We start from the raw sequence: 24,273 nt of genomic DNA, 5'->3' as shown, positions 1-24,273 counted from the left end.
CGCAGATGCCAAAGAAAATTCTATTCAAGAATCTAAGCGGAAAGTAGCACAAATTTAACCTCAGCCCAACGTATTGAAGTATCTACCGAATCTTAAAAGGCATACTATTCAAGAAGATAAAAATGAATTCGCTATTTCGAACAATTGCGAAAGTCCTGCTCAACTGTAAGTACATCATTACTGATGCAAGATTGTATCCGCATACAATACCCCAGGTCAATGTGCATTGCACCGATGCGAAAATACCAAGGCATACATGGAGGGGATATTAACCTGTAGTATAATTAATGAATTCCTTGTGAGTGAAAAATTAATGTAAGGTCTAAGGCTATCGCTTTCTCGCTGACATTTGGAGGGTTTTTCGTGAACTGTCTCAATGTTGTATCGTTAAACTATCGACATGAATATGGTAACACAAGAAGATTTTGATTTCGAAAGCTTCAAAAGGGAAGCTATAGCTGGCTTATATGCCGGCAAAAAAATGACTGGCACGGATGGGGTACTAGCTCCAATGATGAAACACTTTTTGGAATCTATGATGACCGGAGAACTAGTGCATTATTTTTCTGGAAGTAAACTAGCTGGTCAGCCCAATCGTAAGAACGGCAAAAGTAAGAAGACAGTACGCAGTTCAGGTTCCGGCGAGTTCGAACTAGAAACCGGGCGTGATCGGCTCAGTACTTTTGAGCTTAAAGTTGTTCCCAAACGGCAACTGATTATTACAGAGAAACTGTAAGGCAATATCCTATCGATGTATGCCATGGGCATGAGTACGCGTGCAATGCGTGACTATATCCAGGATATATATGGCATGGATATTTCTGCTTCTGAGATCTCACGAATTACCAACAGTGTGCTTCCAGCTGTGCAGGAATGGCGCAATCGTCCGCTAGAAGCGGTTTATCCCTTTGTGTTCCTGGATTGTATGTTTTTTAAGGTCAGAGTAAATGGTGTGGTCGAAGCGCGTGCGATCTGGTATTTTATCAACTTTATATTAATGATGAAAAGGGGAAGCCCTTTAACAAAGGCAGAATAACTTAAATTAGGTAATCAGAACTCATCAAAGACCGCCTTCCACAAATGATACAATGAAGTTCGAATATCAATCTGGTTGGGTAGGAGAAGTTCCTTATCATAGGAGCGCCTGCAACAACAAATGGTGAAATTAAATCCCGTATAGAAAGATAAAAGCTCCACCTGTTGAGATCTTTTTTAAAAATGGAAAAGTTATGAAAAAAATCGATGACTACGAAAAAATGGCTGTCGTAAATCCCGGTGCAGCAGCATTGACGTTGGCAGTAAATACGACTTTGTTTGCATTAATCAGGCTGAAGGTGGTGTTCGTAAATTTGGTTGTTACACGAATGATTTGCAGGAATTGTTTGACTGGTTAATAAGTAATTAGGTTAAAACAGTGGCTTTGCAAAATACAGGTAGGTATTTCAGGCCTTTGCTGGTATTACTGCAAGCCAATGAATTAAATCCACTTTTGGTAAATGGCAAGTATACTAAAGATGTGAAAGGTAAAAAGACTGACATGATGGATTGTCAATGGATACAGAAACTACATAGTTTAGGTATGCTTGGGGGCAGTTTAATTCCAGATCTATTTACAGAGACATTGCGGCAGTACTGTCGTCATCCAAGTTCTCTGGTCGCCGATGCCTCAGGCTATATCAATAAGATGCAGAAAGCCTAACATATGACCAATATCCCTCTAGATTCTGCCTTAGCTGACATCGTTGGTACATCTGGGACCGTGATTATTGAAGCAATTCTAATAGGAGAAAGAGATCCTCAAAAACTGCCCTCTGTAACAAGTGGCCGGGGTAATAAGAGTAAAGAGGAAATCGCTTTGGCTTTAACCAGGGATAGGCGGGAGAAATATTTATTTGAGCTTAAACAGAGTTACAAGGGTTACCTGTATCTCCAACAAAAGATTCAGGAATGTGATCAGGAGATCGGGCAACTGCTTGATAAACAGATCCAAGAAAATGAAAAGCCGAATAGAGAGGCAAGGCTAAATAAACCATGGCGTAAAAGAAGAGCGTACCAGAAGAACGAAATTAAAATCGATATAGTTTAATTAAGTTATCAGCTCAGTGCAGGTGTAGATCTTTTCTGAAATAGTTAGCGTTACTTTCTGAAGTAGGTACAGATATGAGTGCGTTTCCTACTGCAAAACATTTTGCGAGTTGGCTTCATTTTTCTCCAAACAATAAGAAAACCGGAGGTAAGGTGTTCGCCGGACGAACCCAAAAAGGTAAAAATAAATTAGCTGATGCGCTCAGGCACGCGGCCAATGCGTAGGCAATAAAAAGGATGGCAGCCTTAACCAGTTCTTTAAGCGGATAGCAATAAAGATTGGTAGGGTTTCTGCCATTACAGCCACAGCCAGAAAAATAGTAGTAATCATATATAAGATGCTTACCGAGAAGGAAGCTTATAGGACAATAGACCAAACATTATATCAGCATAAAATCAAGGTAGGCAAAATCAGAAGTCTGCAAAACAAAATAAATAGGTTGAAAGTAATACCAGAAGAAATCAGCTTCTTAACTTGTTATAGACTAAGTGTTTAATGTTTGTTTTATCGAGATTTGGTGACAGAATTCTTCAGGAAAACAGAGGCTTCTGAGAGGCGTTAATTTAAATGACACAGTTTGCGTTACACTCCCTCAGCTTTTTTCTCTTGCCATTCCGACTTTTAATCATCTATTTCCATCTATTAAGGTATTTCTTCACCCCCTCATAGGCTAGCGATTACCAATGGATGCTCATTACAACGCATTGGGATGTTTATCTCAAAAGTATGATGTTCCTAGACACCCAATAATCGGGCTTAGCAACTACTACACGGCCAAGTAGCAAAATTAAAGCAATAGTTTATTCCACAGTTACCGATTTGGCCAAATTCCTTGGCTGATCCACATTACAACCTCTTAAAACAGCAATATGGTATGATAGCAACTGCAAAGGAATAGTCGCAAGCAGGGGAAGAAAAGCCTCACTTGCATCCGGAATTTCAATAATATAATCTGCCATGGCTTTTACCGTCTGATCCCCTTCGGTCACGATGGCCAAGACAATCCCCTTCCTCGCTTTTACTTCCTGGATGTTACTAATCACCTTCTCATAAGATGAATTTTTAGTTGCAATAACCACAACCGGCATTTCTTCATCAATTAAAGCTATAGGTCCATGTTTCATTTCCGCAGCGGGATATCCTTCCGCATGGATATACGAAATTTCTTTCAGTTTTAAGGCGCCTTCCAAAGCAACAGGAAATCCACTTCCCCTGCCTAAAAACAAACAGTTCCTGGAGTCTTTGAACTTTGCAGCAATCTCCTGAATTATAGCATCCGCTAAAAGTGCCTGCTGTACCTTTTCCGGAATCAGATCAAGTTCTGTCAGCAGTTCGACCATTTTAGAGTGGTTAACCGTTCCTTTTTGCTGCGCCATATAAAAAGCAATCAACGTAAGTACCGTAACCTGAGCCGTAAAAGCTTTTGTAGAAGCTACGCCAATCTCCGGACCAGCATGCGTGTACGCTCCGGCATGTGTAATGCGTGGAATTGATGCACCAACCACATTGCAAACACCAAAAATAGTGGCCCCTTTTTCTTTAGCCATTTCAATAGCAGCCATCGTATCAGCCGTTTCACCAGATTGAGAGATTGCGATTACAATGTCCTTCTCTGTAATGATCGGATTACGATACCGGAACTCAGAAGCATATTCTACTTCAACCGGAATTCTTGCATATTCTTCAATCAGGTATTCCCCTACCAGACCAGCATGCCAAGATGTACCACAGGCAATGATTATGATGCGGTCTATGTTTTTGAACTTCTCCGCATATTCCTGCAAACCACCCAACTGCACCCTTCCCTCATTTGGATAAATTCGGCCACGCAAACAGTCGCGGATGGAACGGGGTTGTTCATAAATTTCTTTCAGCATGAAGTGCTCGTAACCACCTTTCTCCAGCATCTCCAGCTTCATCTCCAGCTCCTGGATATATGGTGTTTGCACCACATTATCCAGCCGCTTGATGGAAAGTTCATCACGCTTGAGAAAAGCGATGTCATTATCCTTCAGGTAAATGACATTCTTTGTGTACTCCACAATAGGTGTTGCATCTGAAGCAATGAAATATTCTCCCTCACCAACACCAATCACCATAGGGCTGCCCTTCCTTGCTGCGATGAGCTGGTCCGGGTTTGCTTTGTCCATTACGACGATCGCATAGGCACCACTTACCTCATGTAAAGCGAGTCTAACAGCTTCCAACAGATCATTGTGATCATTTTTATAAATCTCTTCAATAAGATGGATCAACACCTCTGTATCTGTGTCGCTGTTGAAAAAATGTCCCCTTTTTTCCAGTTCCTCCTTAATGGTTGCATAATTTTCAATTATGCCGTTGTGAATGATGCTGAGCCTTCCATCATTCGACGTATGTGGATGGGAGTTTCGGTCTGAAGGCGCGCCGTGTGTGGCCCAGCGGGTATGCCCCATACCTATACTGCCCCCCTGATCCCTACCTTCAGCAAAATTCTCAAGTTCAACAACCTTTCCGGCTTTTTTGTAGATATTTAAACCGCTTTCGCCGATCAGCGCAATTCCAGCACTGTCGTAACCACGATATTCTAATCTTTTTAGACCTTTTATAACAATTGGCCAGGCCTCACGAAAGCCGATATATCCTACTATTCCACACATATCTTAAGTAATTTCAAAATTTGACGAGAACAAATGTAAAGTATTTTAAAAGGAATTTATACGTGCTCTTTAGATCAAACTTTTGGCACGCGCCGATAGCCCGTGTACAATTTCCCCGAATTAGGGAAAGATAACCTGAACTCAATTGTGCGCTATACCAAGAAACAAAAAAAACCCGGCGTAGAATTCACTATAAACTATTAATCAGATAGTTAAGCGCATTTAAGAACCAACACATAAATAGGTAAGGACTTTGACTAATGTTATACTATGAACCCTATTCAACTAAATACACGTATGGCGAGCGCTACACACAATTGCCCAAAATGCAAAAATCCGGAAACAGAACGGATACCAAGAGGTCCCCTGTTGAAAGCATTCGCTCCATGGCTGGCTGTAAGACATTATGTATGCTACAAATGCGGCAACAAGTTTTACTCGAAGCATTAGGAAGGTTCAAAGCCTATAGTCTACCTGATTCCGGTCTAAAAAACCTTTTACGTCATAGACCATACACTTATTGCTTTTCAGATCTTCCAGAATCAGGGATCTGAATGCTTCGTGTCCTACCGCCAGAATGATGGTGTCGTACTTAGCAACAGCAATCTCCTTAAATGCATTGTGCGATGAAACACCATATGCCTCCATTACTTCTGCTGGCTTAGCCCAGGGATCATAAACTGTAATGTTTGTATTGTAAGATTCTAATTCTTTTATAATATCGATGACCTTCGTATTTCGTACATCCGGGCAATTCTCTTTAAAGGTGAAACCAAGCACTAAGATCTTTGCTCCTTTAACCGGAATATCATTTTTGATCATCAACTTGACAACCTCCCCTGCGATATAACTGCTCATCGTATCGTTGAGGCGACGTCCGGCAAGAATGATTTCCGGATGATAGCCCAGTTCCTGCGCTTTTTGCGCAAGATAGTATGGATCGACACCAATACAGTGCCCGCCAACCAGGCCGGGGTTAAATTTAAGGAAGTTCCATTTGGTGCCGGCCGCTTCCAGTACGTCATGCGTATCAATGCCCATCCTATTGAAGATTTTGCTCAGTTCATTTACAAACGCAATGTTGATATCCCGTTGCGAATTCTCAATGACTTTCGCGGCTTCCGCAACTTTTATACTGCTGGCTTTATGCGTCCCGGCGGTAACGATCCTGCGGTACAAGTCATCGACGTAATCTGCAACTTCCGGCGTTGAACCGGAAGTAACCTTCAGAATATTGGTTACGGTCCTGACTTTATCCCCAGGATTAATCCGCTCCGGCGAATAGCCCACAAAGAAATCTTCATTATATTTCAGACTGCTCCCTTTTTTAAGAATTGGAACACATTCTTCTTCAGTGACACCCGGATAGACGGTTGATTCATAAATAACCAGATCTCCGGGCTTCAAAACGCTCGCAACGGTCTCACTTGCTTTGAATAAAAAAGAAAGATCAGGGCGATTGTGTTTATCTGCAGGGGTGGGCACCGTAATAATATAGATCTGGCAAGCGCGTAAATCATCCATATCGCTGGAGAAGTACAAACCCTGTGCAGTTGCACTTTGTACAATGACGCTTTTTAAAGTGGATTCATCCACCTGTAAGGTTTGATCTAAACCTGATTTGAGGTTTGCAATACGTAAGGGATCAATATCAAAGCCAGTTATCGCGAATTTGGCGGCAAATGCCGAAGCAAGTGGCAAGCCCACATAACCCAGTCCGATTACAGCGATCCTCGTCGCGTTTGATAATAGCGCTATTGGTTGTATCATTTAGGCCAAATATAAGCGCTATCTGGTTAACAGATGTTCTAACGTCCAGAATATTATATGAGCGCTAAAAGAATTGGGCTCAGTTAAACGGCATTCAGGCGACCGAGAGTAGCGCTCCTGCTGGGGAACAGCTTCGCTATCATTCCGGCATTGATCCGCCCTCAATGCGGTGTCTATGCGGCGTTGATCCGGCTAAACACCGGATCAACGCCGCATAGACACCCTAAAAACACCGCTTTAAAGTTTAATAATTTTCAATTTATCTTTCACATTTTACATAAACATTAATATCTTGGAGTTACACTAAATAACGCTTATCAATATGGGAAGATTCAATTCCGTCACCGGCACTGCAGTCGGCAAGATTTCTAAAGCCATTTTCTACCGCCTGAACGGGCAGGATGTCGTACGAGGCATTGGCGACAAAAAGAAATTCAAATCAAAAAAGGTTTTCGCACAGCATGACAGCATGCGTTTGCTGATGAACTTCTTTTCGAAAATTAAGCCTTTCATTAGGGTCGGTTTCAAAAACGAAGCAACTGGTACCATTCGTAACTACCATAACCTGGCGACGGCCTATAACCGAACCCATGCTATAGCATTTGAAGATGATGTGCCCTTTATTCGCTACGACAAAGTCCTGCTGAGCCGCGGCCATGCCCTGCCGCCGCAGCACGCAAGTGTCAGCACCACCCCTGAAGGATTAACTTTTAGCTGGGAAGTTATGCCCGACCTACCCTGGAGCACCAACCAGGATCAAACCATGATCTTAGCCTGGTTCCCGGATATGAATGAGGCGCTTTTCAACATCGGAGGTACCGGGCGGCTGAGCGGTACTGATCACCTGAACGTTCCGCCTGCGCTCCTATCCGAACGTATGGAAATCTACTTTGCCTTTGTCTCGGCCGACCGTGAAAGTGTTTCAAACAGCATCTATCTAGGCACTTTGAACGGATAACGCATCATGTATAATTTTAAAGAGGACAATGATGCCCAGGAGCTGCTCCGCTCTTTGGTTACCCGACTTATGCAGTTTGCACTTCTAAGCAACCTGGATATTGATGAAGTTTTTGAATGGGCAGGGGTTAACCTGGATACTTTAAACGAAGATTTCGTCCATCAGACCGCCTACTGGGAGGTAATAAAGATGAAAAGGGCGGAGCGCGAACGACTCCAGCAATTTGGAATACAATTATTTGAAAATAAATTACCGGATTGGATTCCGGCATAATATACTATAGACTGTGGAAAATAACGCAAATACAATAGAGACCATCCTTTACCCGCTTTCCAGCGGAACGGAAAACCCGACCATGCTTCGGATCGAAATCGAATACATCCCCCTGGAACACCTGAAATCAGCCTGGCATTATACCTTGATTGATCAATCCCAGGAGTCCACAGGCTACTCGCTTAGTGCAGCAGAAGCACCCCCCGTCACTTCGAAAACAGCAGATGGACATACCTGGCTGAAAACCTTTGCTTTTTTGTTCTCCAGTGACGGAGTAACCGGTCAGTTTACAGAAGTCCGCCATACTTTTACTGAGCTTCCCGCAGACCCGGTACAACTGCTGCTCCAGGGCGAAAAAGATGAAAGCGATCCCCAAAACACCTCGGTCGTTGACATCTGGCTCAAATTTGTCAAAGGCTTGAAAAAGGAAGTTTTACCTAAACAAGAAATCACAACGGCGCTCGTAGAAGCAATGCGCCAGTCCGGGGGTCCTAATTAAGCCTATTGTTGCAAACTCAAGGTTAAGTTTTTCAGCCTAAGTGGGATTTATACAAGAATTGCTTGCGAAGTTGTATCTTGCCCACAATTGCCGAGATCCGCAAATGCGGCAACTGCTCCTAAGGACAAGCAACGTACTCATGAATAAAAACAATTACGCATTAATCATGGCGGGCGGCATCGGTAGCCGCTTCTGGCCAGTTAGCAGAACCGCACACCCGAAACAGTTTATCGACTTCTTCGGTATCGGAAAAACATTGATCCAGAGCACCTACGAGCGGTTTTTAAATACCTGCCCGCCTGAAAATATTTTTATTGTCACCAATGAGATCTATGTCGACCTCATCAAGGAACAACTACCGGCCATGCAGGACAACCAGATTCTTGCAGAACCCATGATGCGTAATACGGCGCCGTGCATCGCATATGGCGCCATGAAGATTACCGCTTTGAACCCCGAAGCGGTAATCATTGTTGCACCTTCCGATCATACCATTGCATATCCTAACGCTTTCGTCAAAGCCATTGAACAATGCCTGGAAGCAGCCGCAACAAACGATGCGCTGCTAACGCTTGGCATCAAACCCAGCCGTCCTGACACCGGCTACGGTTACATACAATACACAGAAGACAGTCTGCCTGATGACGAGCAGATCCATAAAGTAAAACTCTTTACGGAGAAACCCAACCGTGAGCTTGCACAAACCTTCCTGGATAGTGGCGACTTCCTCTGGAACGCCGGAATTTTCATCTGGTCGGCAAAAGCCATCAACGCAGCTTTCCAGCAACACCTTCCGGAGATGCACGACATCTTTAAACAGGGTGCTACAGCTTACAACACGGAACAGGAAAGGGCTTTTATTGGTGATGCCTACCTGCAATGCACGAACATTTCGATCGACTTTGCCATCATGGAAAAAGCAGAAAACGTTTACGTGCTGCCGGCCGACTTCGGCTGGTCCGACCTGGGTACCTGGTCGTCCATCTATGAGATGGCGGAAAAAGATTACGTGGGCAATGCGGTGATCCCGTCAGAACAGGTAATGATGTTCGATTCTTCCAACTGCATGGTTAATGTACCCAAAGATAAACTTGTGATTTTGCAGGGCTTGCACAACTACATCGTGGTTGAATCGAATAATACACTGATGATTTGTCCACGCGATGAGGAACAGAATGTGAAGCAGGTTGTCAAAGATGTAAAAGCGAATTTTGGAGACAAGTTTATATAGCTTCTAATGACGCCTAGATCACTAAATCATACCTGGACAATGTAAATCCCAGTGTTTTAGCAGAAACTTTTTTCCGTAGCCGGTGAATCCTCTCCCCTTAGCGGGTGTTGGCGTAAACTCACAGAAAACGGCTCCTTTTGATGTTGCGAAGAAGTCTATCCGGACAAATATGCCGTACGCTTTGCTGAGCGTCTTTGCCTGCTCCAGCATATCATCAAAACACGCCGGCTTCGCGGGTTCATCCCGCCCCGGATACAAATGGTGTAAACGCTTCATTTTGTTCCATTGCTCATCATAGAAATAACTATACCCGACTTTGGGACTAAGACGATCAATAACAACAATGGATGCGACTACCCCGTTAAAACAGAGAAACTTAAAGTCATTGGGAATGGTAAACCGCCCGTCTTCCGTTTGCACAAACTCTTCAAAAAGAAACTCCAGATCCGGATTTTTATCAAGGGACATTTGCAGACGCTCCAGGATCTGATCTGGTGTATATCGTTGCTGATCAAAGTGATTCAGACCGTCATCCATGATGTAAACACCTTTAGATCCATGTCCAATTGTTGGCCGGATCACGTATTGGGATGGTAGCGAATGGATATCCAGCTCGTTCAAATCACGGCCCTTCCAGTAGAGATCAGCGACTTGACAACCCTGCGCCTTCGCGAAAAGCCTCGCGTTGTTTTTGTTGCTTAGCTTCCTTTGCCAATGTGGAACATCTTGCCAATGGGCAAGCGTCGCATCTTCCAACATCTTCGTGTTCCTGATCTTTTCGGCTTCAGGGTCCGACCAAAAAACCTTGTGCCGGTTCCGAATTCTATCCGGAAATGCTCCAGAATCCCGGAAATAATTGATGATGAAACTGAACATAGCATCTTATTTAAAGGGTACCCGATGGAGGTACCCTGTTCTATTTAGCGTCAGTTAGGTTACTTTGAAGGAATGGCCAGCCCCATGATCGTAGAAGGGAAGGTTCCAAGCTTCGTTGTTGACCCGTTTTCAAGATTCACCTGATACAGTACCGATGATGTTCCGCTATTTACGGACGCGATCGCTATACCGCTCGCAGAAATATCAAATGATGAATCTGTACCTGGTGTACTTAAGCCTAAATTACCAACCTCTACCAGTTTGCCATCATTCGGTGGATCCTGTTTGTATAATTTATTAGCACTTGCATCGATATCAAACAAAACTGTTGAAGTCGCGCCAGCCATACTGTTCGTATAAGCGACACTTGAAATCATCGCGCCAGTAACACCGTTGATGCTGCCATCCGTAACTTGTACGGCACCAGTTTCCGGATTCAGACGTAAGTTCTGACCTGATGTGGTCACCACGCGAATGCGGTCTACCGTAGGATTAAAGTCAAAGCCCGCAACATTGCCAGAAAGCGCAGGACTAAACGCCGCCGTGCCTACTGCAGTTGCCACCCCATTCATATCAATAACATAAATGCGGCTGGTACTGCCTAAGCCATACAATTGTCCGGTGGCCGGACGGTAGTCAATCCCTAAGAGCATCTCACCAGTTTGTAGGCCCGTGATGTTTTTAGGGTTTTGCGGGGAAGACAGATTATTGGCATTAAAGGTTTGCAAACTGCCAGTGCTTGTTAAAGCGGTAAATACCACATCTAATTTCGGACCTTCCTGTTCATTGTCGTCTTTGGAACATCCAGCAAGGATTGCTATTGAAACTGCCAGCAGCATTGTAAATAGCTTTGAATAATTTTTTCTCATTTTATAAGGTTTTAAGTAGATGAACTACGTACTTCATTATGCAATAGTTTCTTTAAGGCACTTTATGTGTAAGAGTGACACCTAAAGGCAGCTTGTATTGCACACAATTGCATCAAATATTAAAATCTGATTAGAAAACCATTTGGTAAATAACAGGTTACATACTTATGAGAATATTTCCAGCCCTGCTAACCATCATGCTGTTCGTCAGCTGTAGTAAAAATGAAGTCAGCCCTGAGGAGTCAAGTCCCGCTACCACCGAGACCGGCGCAACTGCAGCTGCGCCGGTACAGAAAACCTACCTTGCACTCGGAGACTCTTACACGATAGGCGAATCCGTTTCCCAGGCACAAAGCTTTCCTTACCTACTGGTATCCAAAATAAATTCAAGAGGACAAAACTTTGCGCCACCAAGGGTCATTGCACGTACCGGCTGGACAACGAAAGATCTGCAACAAGCGATGACTTCAGCAAACATTACCAAAAAATACGATTTTGTAAGTTTGCTTATCGGGGTTAATAACCAGTATCAGGGTTTGTCAAAATCGGAGTATCGCACGCAGTTTAAAGATCTGCTAAGCCGTGCCATTAATCATGCAGGTGGCAAGCTTAGCCATGTGTCTGTGATTTCAATCCCCGATTGGGGACAGACACCATTTGGAAAGAAGAGCGGTCGCAACACGCAAAAGATTACGGAGGATATTGCCGCATTTAATGCCATCAACAAAGCGGAGTCCATTGCTAAAGGGGTAAGTTATACCGATATCACGTCGATCTCAAACAAGGTGAATCAAGATCCGGCCTTGGTTGCTAGCGATGGCTTACATTATTCAGGAAAGATGCATGCCTTATGGGTAGATGCGATCATTGCGACTTTTAACAGGGATAATTAAGCCTAGGCTGATCTTGAAGGCACCGTAAACCAGAACGTACTGCCTTTACCTACTTCGGTGTCTACACCAATCTCTCCCTGGTGTTTCTTGATGATCTCCGCACTGATGTACAGCCCAAGTCCAAGTCCCGAGTATTGCACACCGCTGTAATCCACACGATAGTAGCGATCAAAGAGATGCGCGACCTTATCTGGGGAGATCCCGGGACCATTATCCTTGACTGAGACTTTCACTGAAGCGCCAAGATCCTCAACGATCAGGTAAATTGTTCGTGCATCTGGCGCATACTTGGCGGCATTGTTCACCAGGTTCACGACCACCTGGTCAATTCGGATTTCATCCGCCCACATTTTCAAACTGCGGTCGCCTTGTACAACCAGCTCATGTTTGCCGCCCATTCTGAGGTGATTGCAACATTGATCCAGCATTTCGGAAATGGTGAACGCCGTATAGTTCAGGTGCAGCTGGCCCTCATTTGTCCTGGTTGTATTCAACAGGTCATCGATCAGGTAGGTGATCTTGTTCACACTTACATTTGCCTGGGCGATCAAACGTGGGATCACAGGGTTTGCCAGGTCGTTCTTTTTCCGATCGAGCAGCTGTAGTGCGCCTTTTAGCGAGGTTACCGGCGTTTTAAGCTCGTGGCTCGCAATACTCAGGAAATCGTCTTTCCGCTGCTCTTCGTTTTTGCGCTGCGTAATGTCCTGCACAATCCCCGAGAAATTGCTTTGGCCGCTTACATCTTCATAGAGCTTGCCTGTGGCACGTACCCACCGCACCGCGCCATCCCGATAACCACTTATTGGGTATTCAACATCATATGCCACACCCTTGCTCATGGCCTGCTCAATCGCATGCAGGATCCCGGGTCTATAGGTGTCCAGGATCTGACCTGTCGCGGCATTAAGCGGCACTTCATCCTGCGGATAAAATCCGAAGATCTCTTTTAATCTCGCAGAAGCTTTCAATTCCCGGGTTTCCACATCGATATACCAGGTGCCGAGTTTAGCGGAGTCGATGGCTAGCCTAAGCCTGCTTTCTGCCGCTTCTATCAGCTTTCTGGAACGAACCTTATCGCTGACGTTGATCACCGTGGAGATCACACCAATGCGGTTTCCTGTTCGGTCCGCCAGCGGCTGACAGAAATAATCAATATAAAAAGGTCGGTCTTCACCCGTCACTTTATCCTTATAGCTGACCACCTTTTCGGGGTCTCTGATCTGTTCACCAGTTTCCAGCACGTGCTTCCATAGCCCGGGATAAACCTGGTTCTTCAACTCGGGAAACACCTCCAACATTGGCTTACCCAACACTTCTTCCTTAGTTCTGTCCCAAAAATTTAACAGTGCAGCATTCGTTGTGCTGATGATTTGCGCTGGTCCCATTAAGACCACCACTGGAACGGGAAGTTCTGCCAAAATCTGGTTCAGACGGTTCTCGCTGGACTGCAGATCCAGATTGGTGATCAGCAGCCGATCCTGTGATTCACGTAAAGCTTCATTAATCGTCCTGAGCTCCTCGTTAAGCTGCTGCACCTTATGCCTGGAAGCAACCTGTTCTGTAACCACATTGGCTGTCACCATAATGCTGTTCACCTGACCCTGGTCGTCCTGCAAGGGTTTGTAAACAAAATTGACATAAACTGATTCCATCTTACCATTTTGTACCAGCATTGCTTTCGACTCAAAGCCGTAGTAAGGCTTACCGGATGCATATACTTCATGTAAAAGCTGCAAAAAATCCTGCCCGGCAAGTTCCGGTACCGCAAGATGAAGTTGCTGCCCGATGACTTCCTCACTTTTGCCCCAGACTTCCAAAATCTTCTTGTTTGCCATTTCGATAACGAGCTCTTTGCCGCGCAGCACGGCAATCGCAATCGGCGCATCTGATAGCAGATACCTTAGGCGGTTTTCAGAAATGGATAGTGCGGTGCTCCGTTCTTCTACCTTACTTTCGAGTGCCTTTCTGCCTTTCACCGTTTCCGTAACGTCCCTGGCGGTTTCCAATATAGCATAGACTGCTCCAGCACTGTCCTTGACCGCCCGGTACGCGTAATCAAAATAGAACAACTGAAGTTTGCCATCCACAACCAGTTCTGCAGCTATGGCTTCGCCGATATCGTCAATGCCTGTTCTCCAAACCTCCTGAAGCATTTTTGAAAATGGCTGGTTGGCAATTTCGGGTAAGGCTTCTGCTAATGTGCCGCCGATGACCTCAGGACCTTTGCCCCATGCCTTAAGCATGGCCGCATTGGCAAGCTCAATCCGGATCTCTTCACCTGAATATACAGCAGTTGGTGTTTCTGAAGTACATAGGATTTCCAGTAGGCTGTCGTTATTCAGTCTCTTACCTTGATTCATGCTTGATGTTAATTGTTGGGGGCTTTGATTTGTGTTCAGGAGATTTATAGCTGCCTTGAAGTTGATCTACAAGAAAGGGGCTGCAATATAAGCATTTGATTACGGCAAAGCTGCCGCTATTAAAACTAACACCAGCGCGCGTTTGCAGCTGAAAATGCAAGTACTGAATTGTTTTCACAAGTGAATAGGCAATTTATTTCATACAAATAACCAAAAAACGTGGTAGTAGTAACAACAGTTTACAAGGCGATTTATTGAAGATCCTAAAGCATATTTTCGTTGCACAAAAACCAAGATCAATATGAAACACAACTATTTTCGCTCTTTCATGTTCCTTGCCCTCGGCGCAATGATCATGAGTTGTTCTAAAGAGGAAGCAACACCCACAAAAGCTGACCACAACAAACTGGCGGCTTCAGACTACATTGATGATTTGCCAGTTGTGATACCAGCATCAACAGTGTATCCAAATGAACCCGAAGTGCTTAGCGGGGTCACACACCTCATCCGCTATGGTGAAGAAGAGTCTGATCCGAAGTCTCCTTTTACCGTGACTGAAATGCCTGGCAAAGCCTACCTGGATGAAACCTGTTTGTTCGACTTTTCAAAAAAGACTTATGGGAAGGGATTCTCCTTTATCAAAAATAAAAACATCAACCTTGGATTTCATACCAGCCTGACACCGGACGTACAGGTGATTAAATTACCGACAAATTTACCTCCGGTTGATGGCTGGAACCTTCCATGGGGCAGTATGCCTATGGTTCAGGGTAATCCGAAGGAGGTATTGTTTGCGCGGATTATAGACGAGGTGACACTGGTGTTCTCAAAGCCAATCATCCAATTTGGGGTGGAACTAACGCCGAACAAAAGAGATTATGATTGTAGTGTCTATGTTAGCGCAGGAAAGATGCAATACGATTATACCAGCGGATCCGTATCCAAAATCGCCAGAACCCCGGGTGGCGCCAATTTCTACGGTATCAAGGCTACACAGCCATTCACAACAGTAACGATCAGCTGGACAAAGTCTACAGGGACAGACCCAAGAGATCCAGAGGGTTTTATCTTAGCAAACTTGCGTTACAAACTTGCAAAATAAGCTAAAACACCATACATCATGAAAAAACATTTTATTATCGCTCTAGCTGCAATAGGCTTACTTGCGACCTTAAACAGCTGTTCTAAAGATGAAGCGGCAGAACCAAACAAAAAGCCCAGATATAAACTAGCCAAATAAAATTAATGAACATGAAAAGAAATCATTTTCGCGCTATTATGTTCGTGGTTTTAGGAACCATGATCATAAGCTGCTCCAAGGATGAAGGATCCATAGGCAACCCAGATGAAAAGCTAGCGACTACGACAAAGGCTGCTGTAACGCAGGAGTATTCAAACGTCTTTAAAGGTACATGGGAACCAGGGAGTACAAAGCCAGGCACCATTTTCTTTCCCCCACCACCAGATGACCCATGGAGCTGGCCTAGTTACCCTTATACCAAAATTTTAACGCCCACATCGGAGTACCTGGAAGAAACCTGCCTTGTGGATGTTTCCAAGCTGGCGAACGGCAAAACTTATAATCAACTTACCAATGGAAAGCTTACGATGGGATTTTTTGCATCGCCATATAATAATGGAGATTCAAGATATGACCTACTTAAATTGAAGTCAAACGATCGTACGCAGTGGAACTCTGCCTGGGGTACATCGCCAAATGTGGAAAGCGAAAATCCAGATGTATTTTATGCAGGGATTAGCCGCGACAATCTGGTGATCTATTTCTCGAAGCCACTGATTGAATTTGGATTTGAAGTAGCACCAAATCGCAAAAATGGTGATCACAGCATTTCGGCGCAGTATGGCGACTGGTTGTTTGATGGCGCAAAAGGTGGATCAGGAGCTGTAACCAGAAGTCCAAATGGCGCCCGACTAATTGCAGTGAAAGCCACAAAGCCTTTTACCATGATTATGATCAGCCTTGGTGATCATCCAACACAAGACATTCCGGCAAATGGTATTGCAATGGCAAACTTCAGATACAAGCTGGCAAAGTAAGTTCCAATAATTACAAAACAAAGAGGCCGTTCATCTTTCAATGATACGGCCTCAGTTTTTAATTACTGCACCGTAATTTCAACACGGCGGTTGCGCTGGCGGCCTTCTTCTGTTTTGTTGCTCGCCACAGGTATCGTACTTCCGTAAGGCGTTGTGACGATTTTATCCGCTTTCACGCCTTTACGCACGAGATAGTTTTTTACAATCAATGCGCGTTTGTCAGACAGCATCCAGTTGTACTTATAACGTCCTACCGAATCCGCATGGCCCTTTAGTGAAATGGTAAAGTCTTCGCTCTTAACCGCAGCGGCCAGTTGATCCAGGTTCGCATAATATTTGGATCTGACCAGCGACCGGTCATTATCATACTCCATGTTTTTGATGAGTGCTGCAATTGCGGCCCGTTTCATACTCTTGGTGGATGCTACAGGATTTGCAGGGACAACTTTTTTGGCTGGATTTAGGGTCGCGGCCAGCAGCAATGCGGCCATACTTGTGGTGATGAGGATCGTTTTCATAAATAGTTGGTTTAGGTTTTTTGAGCGGCTTGTTTTAGTAATATTTCTTCTTTCCTTTTTAACAGGAAAGCATATTGGTTTTCGTAATTGAGTTGCTTGCGTTTCAACAGTACAAGCTTTTGTTCCATGGGCGCCATCAGCTGGAGCATTCCAGCCGCACGGACATCCGAAGCTTCCACAACAGCCGACCTTTTTTGAAGGGTAGCCGCGATACTTCCAATCTGTTGAGTCATTAAGGTTCTGATCTTAGCGGTTTGTTGCACAAGCGGTTTAAATGCAGGGTCGGTACGCAGGTGGCTTTGTAAAAGTTGCTGGCTCTGTGACTGCAGTGCAATCAACTGGCGGAGCAACGCATCCAGCTTGGGATCTGCTAAAGCTGCGCTTGAAGGCGGAAGCACAGTCAGGAGATCCTGCTTGAGATAGCGTGTCAAACCTTCCAGGGCGCTGCGCTTGAAAGCGATTTCGTTCCGTGCAACTTCGCTTTCCCTTGCAAGCTTGAGGTAGTTTGTCGCAGCGGGCGACTGTTCTGAATCACGGGCGGTCCTGCTCAAGGCATTCAGTTCCGCCTGTAAAGAATCGACCTTATCATCAAAAGCCAACAATTGCTGATCCAGCTGTTTGATGTCAATTGCCGCTTTTGTTGCACGCTCCTCCGCGAGGCTGGTATTCAATTGGGAAATTACTTTGTTCAGGAATGCTTCTCCCCTGCTTTGTACCGGGTCTTTAACGGAGAACTGCGTGAAACCTGGATTATTGGTATCCATTTCGCTGAGCAATCCAATGAACAGTTTCTCTGTAACGAGCTCCGGATTCTGTACATCAATAATAATGGTCTGTCCATCGTAAGCCGCATAAGCCGGCATCCTGGTAATCATCCAGGATCCAATTTCAGTTGTATAGATTCTGTTGAATTCGAATTCCGCAGCAGCCCCCTTACCATGTTTTAGCAAATAGGTGTTAGGGTCTTTCATAGAAAGCTCAAATCGTGCGACAATCGGCGCGCCCGTTCGAACCAGTTGGAATTTAACCGGAGCCTCATTGAACAGTTCTGGGTTGCTGATCCAACCCTTCTTTTGGTAGCGTACCGCAAGGTTTAAATCCTTGACCGCTGTTGCAACTGCTGCACGTAACTTCAGTTTCCCCAGTTCATCAGGCTGCCAGGTCTTAAAGTCTGCAGCATCCGTATGGAGTATTTGTGTAGAAACGACATTAGCTGGGTTTTTATAACGCAGGTAGAAGAAAACAGCGCCCAGGAGCAATACCAGCACAAAGACGTAAGTCTTCCAGGATACCGCAAAGCGGAAAGCACGTGCCTCGCCGACCTTGATACTGCGATGTTCCTGACGGTGTCGAAGCTGATAAGGTATACTTTCTTCCTGATTCATGTGCAACATTAAACGCGCGCGTACAATGCGCTTGTTGCTTTACATACGAATGGCGGTTTGCCCTTGGATTGTGTATTCGTAAGATGAGGTGTTCTTCGTGTACTTTATACCGTTAGGTGTGCAATTTCTACACAGCTATTTCACGCCTGCAGCTTGGGCAAGGAACCGCAGCGTAGCCTGTATGGAATTAAGAAAGGATTGGAGCTTTAGCCAGTTGAAGCGTAAAAGAAAAGGTGCTCCCTTTGGCAAATTCGCTTTCTACCGACAGCACGCCATCATGCCTTTGTACAATCTCTTTGCAAAGGTACAGCCCGATGCCAAACCCTGAGGTATGCTTCACAGGGCCCTGCTCCACGCGATAAAAAGGATCAAACAACTGCGGAATATCTTCTTTAGCAATGCCTATACCCTCGTCTGACACCTGCACCTGCGCCACATCATCCTGGACGATGCAGGAAACGCGGATTGTGGAACCTGCAGGAGAATATTTTACGGCATTATTGATCAAATTTTCAAGTACATGACCGATCTTCTCCTCGTCTGCATAAACCATTGATGATTCTACAGGTGCAAAGATGAGCTGATGTGTGCTCACAGCCAGGATCGTTTCTTCTTCTATTTCGCGGATCAGCACGGCCAGATCAAAGTACTGACGGTCGATATGGATCTTGCCCGACGCTAAACGGGAGATATTCAGGAAGCCATTGATGATCCTGGTCATTTTAGTCAGTTGCTTTCCAGCCCGCTCCATCATGATTGCAGTAGCGCCATCACCCTGCGCCAGTACTTTCTTCTTCGCCACCTGAACGTAACTGATGGCGGAGGTTAAAGGTGTCTTTAACTCATGGCTCACCATGCTGATGAAGGTATTCTTCCGCTGTTCATCCTGCTTGCGCTCCGTAATATCAATTACAGAAGCAATGTAGCCCGTAAAGGTGCCATCAGAATTGAAGCGCGGCGAACCATACACCAGGAGCCAGCAATATTCACCGTTGCCACGCATGAAGCGAAGTTCTGCCGATAAGGCTTGCTGATTTTTAACCGCACTGAAATACTGCTCCGAATAGGCTTCCCGGTCCTCAGGATGAACCAGGTTCCTCCAGCCATTCTCCAGTAACTCCTCCACCGGCCGACCGCTTAACTTCGACCAGGCCTGGTTCATATAGATCACCAGTCCCTGCCGGTCCCCAACCGCAATCAATATCCCGGAACTCTCCGCCATATTGCGGAACCGCTCCTCCATTTCTGCAATCTCCTGCTTCGCCAGGATTTGCTCCGTAATGTTGGTCGTGCTGTTGATCAGGTGCGTAACGTTTCCTTGTTCATCGAGCAAAGGCTCATTTACATTGGTCCAGTATTCTGTAGTATAACTATCGGTTTCTTCAACGTAAATTTCGTAACGGAACACCGGCAATTCATCTACAGCCTTGCTGGCAATGGCACGTAAAAAAGAACTGTGTACGCTGTTCTGCTCGGAAGGGTCGCTCTGGCTACCAGGATAAATTTCAAATAAGCCATGTCCCAGTAATTGTTCCCGGTTTTTATGGGTAATCCGCAGATAATGGTCACTTACCGCAAGTATCGTAAATTTTGGCGCATCGGCTTTCATCACCAGCGAACGGCTGGAATGCTTAAAAAAATCTTGAAACTGCCTGCTGGTATAAAAAGCATCAGCATTATCGAAATGGCTCACGGATCAAAGTTAAGTTAAAAACCTACACAGCACTAAAGCAATATTCATGCAAAACAGGCTTTGTACATCTACAAACAGCAATGTAGTAGGTTTGTTCCATGAGGCGCAAATGATAATACAGGACTGTTAAAACAGAAAAATCGGCAACTAGGCCGATTTTTCTGTTTTAAAGGTATCCCAGATCCAGGGGAAGATGGTCTTCATCCACATCTTGGTCTTCTCCCGGAAAACATGCTTCGGGAAGTGTTTCTTATAAAATTTCATGTAATTGTCGTACGACAGCCCTTTTACGCTACGCATGTATTCAATGCGCTGTTTTAAGGTCGACTCCCCCTTGGACAACCACTTTTTACCATGGTCATTTTCACAGATGCCCAATGCCTTCGATGTGATCATCACGGGAATGTTGTGCTTTCTTGCAGTCAGGGTGTATTCAAAATCTGCAAAGCCGTGTTTATAGCTGTCGGTCAGGATGCCGATCTTCTCCACTACCGTATGGCTAACGAGCATGATGTTCGCATTGCCAAGGTCTATCGCTTGTGGATCGCGGCCATTTGGCGACAGCAGTTTAGCTTTTGGATCACCGGCTTTCAACAGCTTTCGTCCGCCATAAGATACCTTGCGACTATCCAGCGTGCTATAGGTGCTGCCCACCAGGATGATGTCTTTGGTATTTAAGCGGTGCAGGTCGAGCTTGAACACGTCGAACATTTCCGGAAAGATCAGTGTATCATCATTCAGCAATAAGTAGTAGTTGTAACTGATTTCTGCAGCAAGGGCTGCTTTCCAAGCCGCATTACTGCCGGCCGCCCAGAACAGGGAACCGTCGCCAACCAGGATATTGACTTGAGGGAATTTTTCTGCAACGGCTTCTTTTGTACCATCAGTACTCCCATCGTCGACCAAATAGACGTCATAACTAACATTCTCCGGCAAATTACTGCCATACAAAGCCGCTAAACAACTTAATGTTTTCGCTTTTCTATTATGACAGGTGAGCAGTACGGCAATTCTATTCATTTCTTTCTTCAATCCAAATTTTGCTGTGCGGGAATCAACACCTACGTAAATGCCTTGATTCCAATTCAAAAGTGACAAATTAAATCCACAGCAAGGTTTAATTTCAGTGATCTTTATGTTAAGCCATCGCTTCGGGTCCAATCGGTACAGGAATTGTAAAGCCTCGATCATACATTTGCATAAAACAGACCGCAATGCCTACACTGCCCCTCATCTCCATTATCGTACCCGTTTACAACCGTGCGGACCGCATCGGGCAAACGCTCGACAGCCTTTTGGCGCAAACGCAGCGAAATTACGAAATTATCATGGTAGATGACGGATCAACAGACCGTACTGCGGAAGTCATTGCCCCTTATCTCAATGCCCACGTATTCTACTACAGGCAGGAAAATGCCGGTGCGCCGGCCGCACGAAATTATGGCTTTGAACGGTCTAAAGGGAAAATGATCGTCTTTTTCGACTCGGATGACCTGATGTTGCCCAGCCGGCTGGAAGAACAGCAAAAAGCGATGCAACGCGAAAATGCCCAGGCTTGTGCCGCAGGTTTTTACATTAACCTGATTGGGGGCGACACCTACCTGCCGCCTGTACAAGGCCAGGAAAGCATCATGGAGCTGTTCATCAACCGTAAACTGCTTGGCAGTACACAAAGCTGGATGTTCTCCCGGGAACTGGTGATGCAGGTAAAAGGCTTTGACACGGAATTAAGCTGCAGGCAGGATATCGACATCGCGTTCCGCATCCTGAAGCTGAACCCGAAAGTCGCGCTGCTGCGCAAACCGCTCTCCCTGTTTATTGATCATGAGGGCGCCGAACGCATCATGAACAACTGGAACAGCCCGAAACACCTGGACTCCAAATCGCGGTACCACCGTAAAGTATTGCGCTACCTGGCTGCAAATAAACGTGCGGACCTGATGATTAAAGCGCTAGATTACTATTACTGGGACGTCCTGCCTTCGTACATGAAATTAAATCGTTATGGAAAAGTTGCCGGCTATTATGGGGCGGCGCTGGAAGCGTCAAAAGACTTGCCGTTGGGCAGCCGTCTGAAAGTGCTGGCTTCAGCGGCTAAATCGCTGACGCACTGGGCGGCCAAGGGTTTGAAAGGTTGATTTGAAGCTTTATTTAACAATGAGGCTTCGGGGACGTCGAGCCACCACTCTAGATCCCCAAAACCTTTTTGGTAATTATAAAGAACATTTCTATAGACCTTTCTACCGGAGGTCTTACCAAAGTTAAACAACTGTTTCAATAAAAAGTTGTAATATTTATAATATTGAAGAATATTCTTTAAGAATCTTCGTTTTAACTCCCTGACCTTTAGTAAACTGTATTTTCTAACAGCCAAGCGAAGCCCTTCTGCCATGCATTTACGCGTTAAGCTTGCTTCTGGTTTTAAATTCGCGTAATAGTACGCGTCATTTTTTCGTGCTTTTCCCGGAGTTTCCTATATTGCAGTCCTTTAACAACGTTCTCGAATATGGATTTTTCCACTTACAAAGTTTTTTTCAAAGCAGTACTGGATGGCGCGAAGCGCCTGCCCCCCTACAACAATCCCGATTACCTCAATTACACCAAACTGAATTGGTCCAGACAACGCCGCTGGTTAGATACCGGAAAGCTCGATGAAATGCTGGTGGAGAAGATCAAGGCGATCGACAAGCCCCAGACCTGGATTGTGATTACCGAGCCATGGTGCGGAGATGCTGCGCACATTCTGCCTTTCCTTTACCTGCTTTCCGAACTTAATCCACTGGTGAAACTCGACATCCAGCTTCGCGACAGTGATCCTTATCTCATCGATCGCTACCTCACCCGTGGTGGTAAGTCCGTGCCCAAGCTGATCGTACGTGATGAAGCCGGTAAAGACCTGCTGGTATGGGGTCCTAGGCCTGCCGCAAGTCAGGAGCTATACGACCGCCTCAAAGCGGAACATGCAGATGATGAGGAGCTGAAGCTGCAGCTTCAATGGTGGTACAATGAAGATAAAGGGGTCAGTTTGCAGCAGGAGCTGCTTGAACAATTACCTTAAAAATGAACAACGCACCGGATCACCCCGAGCCCTACAGCCTTCGGGGCAATGTAAAACTACTACAGACCAGATTAAGACAGGCAGAAACACTCGCTTCCGTCGCCATTGCCCAGGCATCTTTGGGCACCTGGCATCGGAACCTGACGACCGGGCATTTTGAAGTGTGCGATAGGCTCCGTGAAATCTTCGGCCTTGCTACCGATGTTCCACCAAGCTATGAGGACATTCTTTCCAGGATTCAGGCGGACTACCTGCCCCTGGTCCTGGCACTGATCCGGCAGTCCTTAGCGGCCAATGATGATCACGACATCGAGTTCCCACTCAACGTGCCTGGTAAGCGAAACCCGGTGTGGGTCCGCGCAACCGGAAAAGTAATGACCGCCCCGGAAAGTAAGGAAAGTTATTTTATCGGAACGGTTATGGATTTAACCTCCCAACGGGATCTTATGTTAGTAAAGCAGGGATTTGTGCAATCGATAACCGAGGAATTAAAAACACCTTTAATTGCGCTATCGGCTTATCTGCAGGTACTGGAGCGAAAACTGGAACCACAGGAAGGCCTGCCAGGGAGGGAAATGCTGCAGAAAATGCAGGTGCAGGTGGAAAAGATCAATGCGGCAATAGCGGCTTTAAAGAACCAAAAATTGTAGCTGCAATATTTTCTTTCCCGAATTTTAAACCAAGTACCGGATTTCTCGTTAATATGAATACAATTGTAAAACAAAAATGGAGAGGGTAATACAAATCGTTGAAGATGATGCAGACATCAGATTTATAGTCGAATACGTTTTAGAGGATGCCAGTTACAAAGTGGAAAGCTTTGAAAGCGCTAAAGCATTTTTGAACCGCAGCAATAAAGAAGACGTAGACCTCGTGATCTTAGATGTTATGCTTCCCGACGGTAGTGGTATTGACCTGAGTAAAACCATGAAGGAAGGCTCCACCACGCGTGGTATTCCGGTGATCATCATGTCGGCACATGCCGCATCTGAAATTGCGCTTACTGAAGGTGCGGCAGATGGCTTTATCCAAAAACCTTTCGACATCGACCATTTCATCAAACAGGTAAATCAGTTTATTAAATCCAGAACTTAATTTTTCCCGGTC

23 protein-coding genes and 2 pseudogenes are annotated in these 24,273 nt (G+C 45.3%); 16 read left to right on the top strand and 9 right to left on the bottom strand.

What is annotated here, in order from left to right; all coding sequences use genetic code 11:
- Window positions 1–406 precede the first annotated feature (406 nt).
- The 5 genes and pseudogenes from IEW69_RS17090 to IEW69_RS17085 form a co-directional block, all read left to right on the top strand.
- A pseudogene (locus tag IEW69_RS17090) lies at window positions 407–976 on the top strand (transposase); the annotation flags it as partial.
- Window positions 977–1,229: 253 nt separating this feature from the next.
- Entirely contained in the window at window positions 1,230–1,394 is a 165-nt protein-coding gene (locus IEW69_RS09280) for a hypothetical protein (RefSeq protein ID WP_188626564.1), read from the top strand.
- Between the two features lie 26 nt (window positions 1,395–1,420).
- Complete coding sequence (locus IEW69_RS09275; protein ID WP_188626563.1) at window positions 1,421–1,699, top strand: IS110 family transposase; 279 nt, start codon at window positions 1,421–1,423, stop codon at window positions 1,697–1,699.
- 3 nt (window positions 1,700–1,702) lie between these two features.
- Complete coding sequence (locus tag IEW69_RS09270) at window positions 1,703–2,086, top strand: hypothetical protein (protein WP_188626562.1); 384 nt, start codon at window positions 1,703–1,705, stop codon at window positions 2,084–2,086.
- A gap of 59 nt (window positions 2,087–2,145) precedes the next feature.
- Window positions 2,146–2,310: pseudogene (locus tag IEW69_RS17085) on the top strand (transposase); the annotation flags it as partial.
- Window positions 2,311–2,886: 576 nt separating this feature from the next.
- Here the strand turns inward: IEW69_RS17085 and glmS are convergent.
- Together glmS and IEW69_RS09255 are read right to left on the bottom strand one after the other, a co-directional pair.
- Entirely contained in the window at window positions 2,887–4,725 is a 1,839-nt protein-coding gene (gene glmS / locus IEW69_RS09260; RefSeq protein ID WP_188626560.1) for a glutamine--fructose-6-phosphate transaminase (isomerizing), read from the bottom strand.
- A 456-nt stretch (window positions 4,726–5,181) separates the two neighbouring features.
- On the bottom strand, window positions 5,182–6,495 hold the full coding sequence (locus IEW69_RS09255; RefSeq protein ID WP_188626559.1) for a nucleotide sugar dehydrogenase: 1,314 nt from the start codon (window positions 6,493–6,495) through the stop codon (window positions 5,182–5,184).
- Window positions 6,496–6,817: 322 nt separating this feature from the next.
- Here IEW69_RS09255 and IEW69_RS09250 point away from each other — a divergent pair, with 322 nt between their 5' ends.
- The 4 genes from IEW69_RS09250 (at window position 6,818) to IEW69_RS09235 (ending at window position 9,456) form a co-directional block, all read left to right on the top strand.
- Window positions 6,818–7,453, top strand: coding sequence for a DUF6266 family protein (locus IEW69_RS09250; RefSeq protein WP_188626558.1), 636 nt, complete (start codon window positions 6,818–6,820; stop codon window positions 7,451–7,453).
- Window positions 7,454–7,459: 6 nt separating this feature from the next.
- Window positions 7,460–7,726 (top strand): hypothetical protein, encoded by a 267-nt coding sequence (locus IEW69_RS09245; protein ID WP_188626557.1) that lies wholly within the window; start codon window positions 7,460–7,462, stop codon window positions 7,724–7,726.
- Between the two features lie 13 nt (window positions 7,727–7,739).
- Entirely contained in the window at window positions 7,740–8,225 is a 486-nt protein-coding gene (locus IEW69_RS09240) for a hypothetical protein (protein ID WP_188626556.1), read from the top strand.
- Between the two features lie 139 nt (window positions 8,226–8,364).
- The gene (locus IEW69_RS09235; RefSeq protein ID WP_188626555.1) at window positions 8,365–9,456 is read left to right on the top strand and encodes a mannose-1-phosphate guanylyltransferase; all 1,092 of its coding nucleotides are present in this window, start codon (window positions 8,365–8,367) and stop codon (window positions 9,454–9,456) included.
- Window positions 9,457–9,477: 21 nt separating this feature from the next.
- On the opposite strand, the gene IEW69_RS09230 is transcribed toward IEW69_RS09235, so the two are convergent.
- Together IEW69_RS09230 and IEW69_RS09225 are read right to left on the bottom strand one after the other, a co-directional pair.
- Complete coding sequence (locus tag IEW69_RS09230) at window positions 9,478–10,332, bottom strand: ATP-grasp fold amidoligase family protein (protein ID WP_188626554.1); 855 nt, start codon at window positions 10,330–10,332, stop codon at window positions 9,478–9,480.
- A gap of 59 nt (window positions 10,333–10,391) precedes the next feature.
- Window positions 10,392–11,201: a DUF4394 domain-containing protein gene (locus IEW69_RS09225; RefSeq protein WP_188626553.1), complete on the bottom strand. Its 810-nt coding sequence runs from the start codon at window positions 11,199–11,201 to the stop codon at window positions 10,392–10,394.
- A 167-nt stretch (window positions 11,202–11,368) separates the two neighbouring features.
- On the opposite strand from IEW69_RS09225, the gene IEW69_RS09220 reads away from it, so the two are divergent.
- Window positions 11,369–12,094, top strand: a complete 726-nt coding sequence (locus tag IEW69_RS09220; RefSeq protein WP_188626552.1) for an SGNH/GDSL hydrolase family protein — start codon at window positions 11,369–11,371, stop codon at window positions 12,092–12,094.
- Between the two features lie 2 nt (window positions 12,095–12,096).
- Here IEW69_RS09220 and IEW69_RS09215 read toward each other — a convergent pair whose 3' ends face one another.
- Entirely contained in the window at window positions 12,097–14,454 is a 2,358-nt protein-coding gene (locus tag IEW69_RS09215; RefSeq protein ID WP_188626551.1) for a PAS domain-containing sensor histidine kinase, read from the bottom strand.
- A 301-nt stretch (window positions 14,455–14,755) separates the two neighbouring features.
- Here IEW69_RS09215 and IEW69_RS09210 point away from each other — a divergent pair, with 301 nt between their 5' ends.
- Together IEW69_RS09210 and IEW69_RS09205 are read left to right on the top strand one after the other, a co-directional pair.
- Window positions 14,756–15,556 carry a hypothetical protein gene (locus tag IEW69_RS09210; protein WP_188626550.1) on the top strand — a complete coding sequence of 267 codons (801 nt, stop codon included), beginning with the start codon at window positions 14,756–14,758 and terminating at the stop codon, window positions 15,554–15,556.
- Between the two features lie 149 nt (window positions 15,557–15,705).
- Complete coding sequence (locus IEW69_RS09205; RefSeq protein WP_188626549.1) at window positions 15,706–16,512, top strand: hypothetical protein; 807 nt, start codon at window positions 15,706–15,708, stop codon at window positions 16,510–16,512.
- Between the two features lie 62 nt (window positions 16,513–16,574).
- Here the strand turns inward: IEW69_RS09205 and IEW69_RS09200 are convergent, their stop codons facing one another.
- The 4 genes from IEW69_RS09200 to IEW69_RS09185 form a co-directional block, all read right to left on the bottom strand.
- The gene (locus IEW69_RS09200) at window positions 16,575–17,030 is read right to left on the bottom strand and encodes an OmpA family protein (RefSeq protein WP_188626548.1); all 456 of its coding nucleotides are present in this window, start codon (window positions 17,028–17,030) and stop codon (window positions 16,575–16,577) included.
- Window positions 17,031–17,041: 11 nt separating this feature from the next.
- Window positions 17,042–18,415: a GumC domain-containing protein gene (locus IEW69_RS09195; protein ID WP_188626547.1), complete on the bottom strand. Its 1,374-nt coding sequence runs from the start codon at window positions 18,413–18,415 to the stop codon at window positions 17,042–17,044.
- Window positions 18,416–18,602: 187 nt separating this feature from the next.
- Window positions 18,603–20,108, bottom strand: coding sequence for an ATP-binding protein (locus IEW69_RS09190; RefSeq protein WP_188626546.1), 1,506 nt, complete (start codon window positions 20,106–20,108; stop codon window positions 18,603–18,605).
- A gap of 147 nt (window positions 20,109–20,255) precedes the next feature.
- Window positions 20,256–21,128: a glycosyltransferase family 2 protein gene (locus tag IEW69_RS09185; RefSeq protein ID WP_188626545.1), complete on the bottom strand. Its 873-nt coding sequence runs from the start codon at window positions 21,126–21,128 to the stop codon at window positions 20,256–20,258.
- A 194-nt stretch (window positions 21,129–21,322) separates the two neighbouring features.
- Between IEW69_RS09185 and IEW69_RS09180 the strand changes: the two genes are divergently transcribed.
- From IEW69_RS09180 to IEW69_RS09165, 4 genes are all read left to right on the top strand, one after another.
- Complete coding sequence (locus tag IEW69_RS09180; protein WP_188626544.1) at window positions 21,323–22,246, top strand: glycosyltransferase family 2 protein; 924 nt, start codon at window positions 21,323–21,325, stop codon at window positions 22,244–22,246.
- Between the two features lie 368 nt (window positions 22,247–22,614).
- Window positions 22,615–23,166 (top strand): thioredoxin family protein, encoded by a 552-nt coding sequence (locus IEW69_RS09175; protein WP_188626543.1) that lies wholly within the window; start codon window positions 22,615–22,617, stop codon window positions 23,164–23,166.
- Between the two features lie 2 nt (window positions 23,167–23,168).
- On the top strand, window positions 23,169–23,816 hold the full coding sequence (locus IEW69_RS09170; protein WP_188626542.1) for a hypothetical protein: 648 nt from the start codon (window positions 23,169–23,171) through the stop codon (window positions 23,814–23,816).
- A 76-nt stretch (window positions 23,817–23,892) separates the two neighbouring features.
- Window positions 23,893–24,261, top strand: coding sequence for a response regulator (locus tag IEW69_RS09165; RefSeq protein WP_188626541.1), 369 nt, complete (start codon window positions 23,893–23,895; stop codon window positions 24,259–24,261).
- Window positions 24,262–24,273 lie beyond the last annotated feature (12 nt).

Source organism: Pedobacter quisquiliarum, assembly GCF_014642175.1.
In the GTDB taxonomy this organism is placed as follows: domain Bacteria; phylum Bacteroidota; class Bacteroidia; order Sphingobacteriales; family Sphingobacteriaceae; genus Pedobacter; species Pedobacter quisquiliarum.
Note: the sequence above shows the minus strand (reverse complement) of the source record. Positions and strands in the feature narration are given on the sequence as shown.

What these genes read in the sequence shown, in the direction of transcription:
- IEW69_RS09200 (WP_188626548.1), bottom strand. Translation starts at nt 17,030, where the DNA reads ATGAAAACGATCCTCATCACCACAAGTATGGCCGCATTGCTGCTGGCC.
- IEW69_RS09170 (WP_188626542.1), top strand. Translation starts at nt 23,169, where the DNA reads ATGAACAACGCACCGGATCACCCCGAGCCCTACAGCCTTCGGGGCAAT.
- glmS (WP_188626560.1), bottom strand. Translation starts at nt 4,725, where the DNA reads ATGTGTGGAATAGTAGGATATATCGGCTTTCGTGAGGCCTGGCCAATT.
- IEW69_RS09215 (WP_188626551.1), bottom strand. Translation starts at nt 14,454, where the DNA reads ATGAATCAAGGTAAGAGACTGAATAACGACAGCCTACTGGAAATCCTA.
- IEW69_RS09175 (WP_188626543.1), top strand. Translation starts at nt 22,615, where the DNA reads ATGGATTTTTCCACTTACAAAGTTTTTTTCAAAGCAGTACTGGATGGC.
- IEW69_RS09225 (WP_188626553.1), bottom strand. Translation starts at nt 11,201, where the DNA reads ATGAGAAAAAATTATTCAAAGCTATTTACAATGCTGCTGGCAGTTTCA.
- IEW69_RS09235 (WP_188626555.1), top strand. Translation starts at nt 8,365, where the DNA reads ATGAATAAAAACAATTACGCATTAATCATGGCGGGCGGCATCGGTAGC.
- IEW69_RS09280 (WP_188626564.1), top strand. Translation starts at nt 1,230, where the DNA reads ATGAAAAAAATCGATGACTACGAAAAAATGGCTGTCGTAAATCCCGGT.
- IEW69_RS09230 (WP_188626554.1), bottom strand. Translation starts at nt 10,332, where the DNA reads ATGTTCAGTTTCATCATCAATTATTTCCGGGATTCTGGAGCATTTCCG.
- IEW69_RS09245 (WP_188626557.1), top strand. Translation starts at nt 7,460, where the DNA reads ATGTATAATTTTAAAGAGGACAATGATGCCCAGGAGCTGCTCCGCTCT.
- IEW69_RS09185 (WP_188626545.1), bottom strand. Translation starts at nt 21,128, where the DNA reads ATGAATAGAATTGCCGTACTGCTCACCTGTCATAATAGAAAAGCGAAA.
- IEW69_RS09250 (WP_188626558.1), top strand. Translation starts at nt 6,818, where the DNA reads ATGGGAAGATTCAATTCCGTCACCGGCACTGCAGTCGGCAAGATTTCT.
- IEW69_RS09210 (WP_188626550.1), top strand. Translation starts at nt 14,756, where the DNA reads ATGAAACACAACTATTTTCGCTCTTTCATGTTCCTTGCCCTCGGCGCA.
- IEW69_RS09195 (WP_188626547.1), bottom strand. Translation starts at nt 18,415, where the DNA reads ATGAATCAGGAAGAAAGTATACCTTATCAGCTTCGACACCGTCAGGAA.
- IEW69_RS09255 (WP_188626559.1), bottom strand. Translation starts at nt 6,495, where the DNA reads ATGATACAACCAATAGCGCTATTATCAAACGCGACGAGGATCGCTGTA.
- IEW69_RS09165 (WP_188626541.1), top strand. Translation starts at nt 23,893, where the DNA reads ATGGAGAGGGTAATACAAATCGTTGAAGATGATGCAGACATCAGATTT.
- IEW69_RS09270 (WP_188626562.1), top strand. Translation starts at nt 1,703, where the DNA reads ATGACCAATATCCCTCTAGATTCTGCCTTAGCTGACATCGTTGGTACA.
- IEW69_RS09220 (WP_188626552.1), top strand. Translation starts at nt 11,369, where the DNA reads ATGAGAATATTTCCAGCCCTGCTAACCATCATGCTGTTCGTCAGCTGT.
- IEW69_RS09205 (WP_188626549.1), top strand. Translation starts at nt 15,706, where the DNA reads ATGAAAAGAAATCATTTTCGCGCTATTATGTTCGTGGTTTTAGGAACC.
- IEW69_RS09180 (WP_188626544.1), top strand. Translation starts at nt 21,323, where the DNA reads ATGCCTACACTGCCCCTCATCTCCATTATCGTACCCGTTTACAACCGT.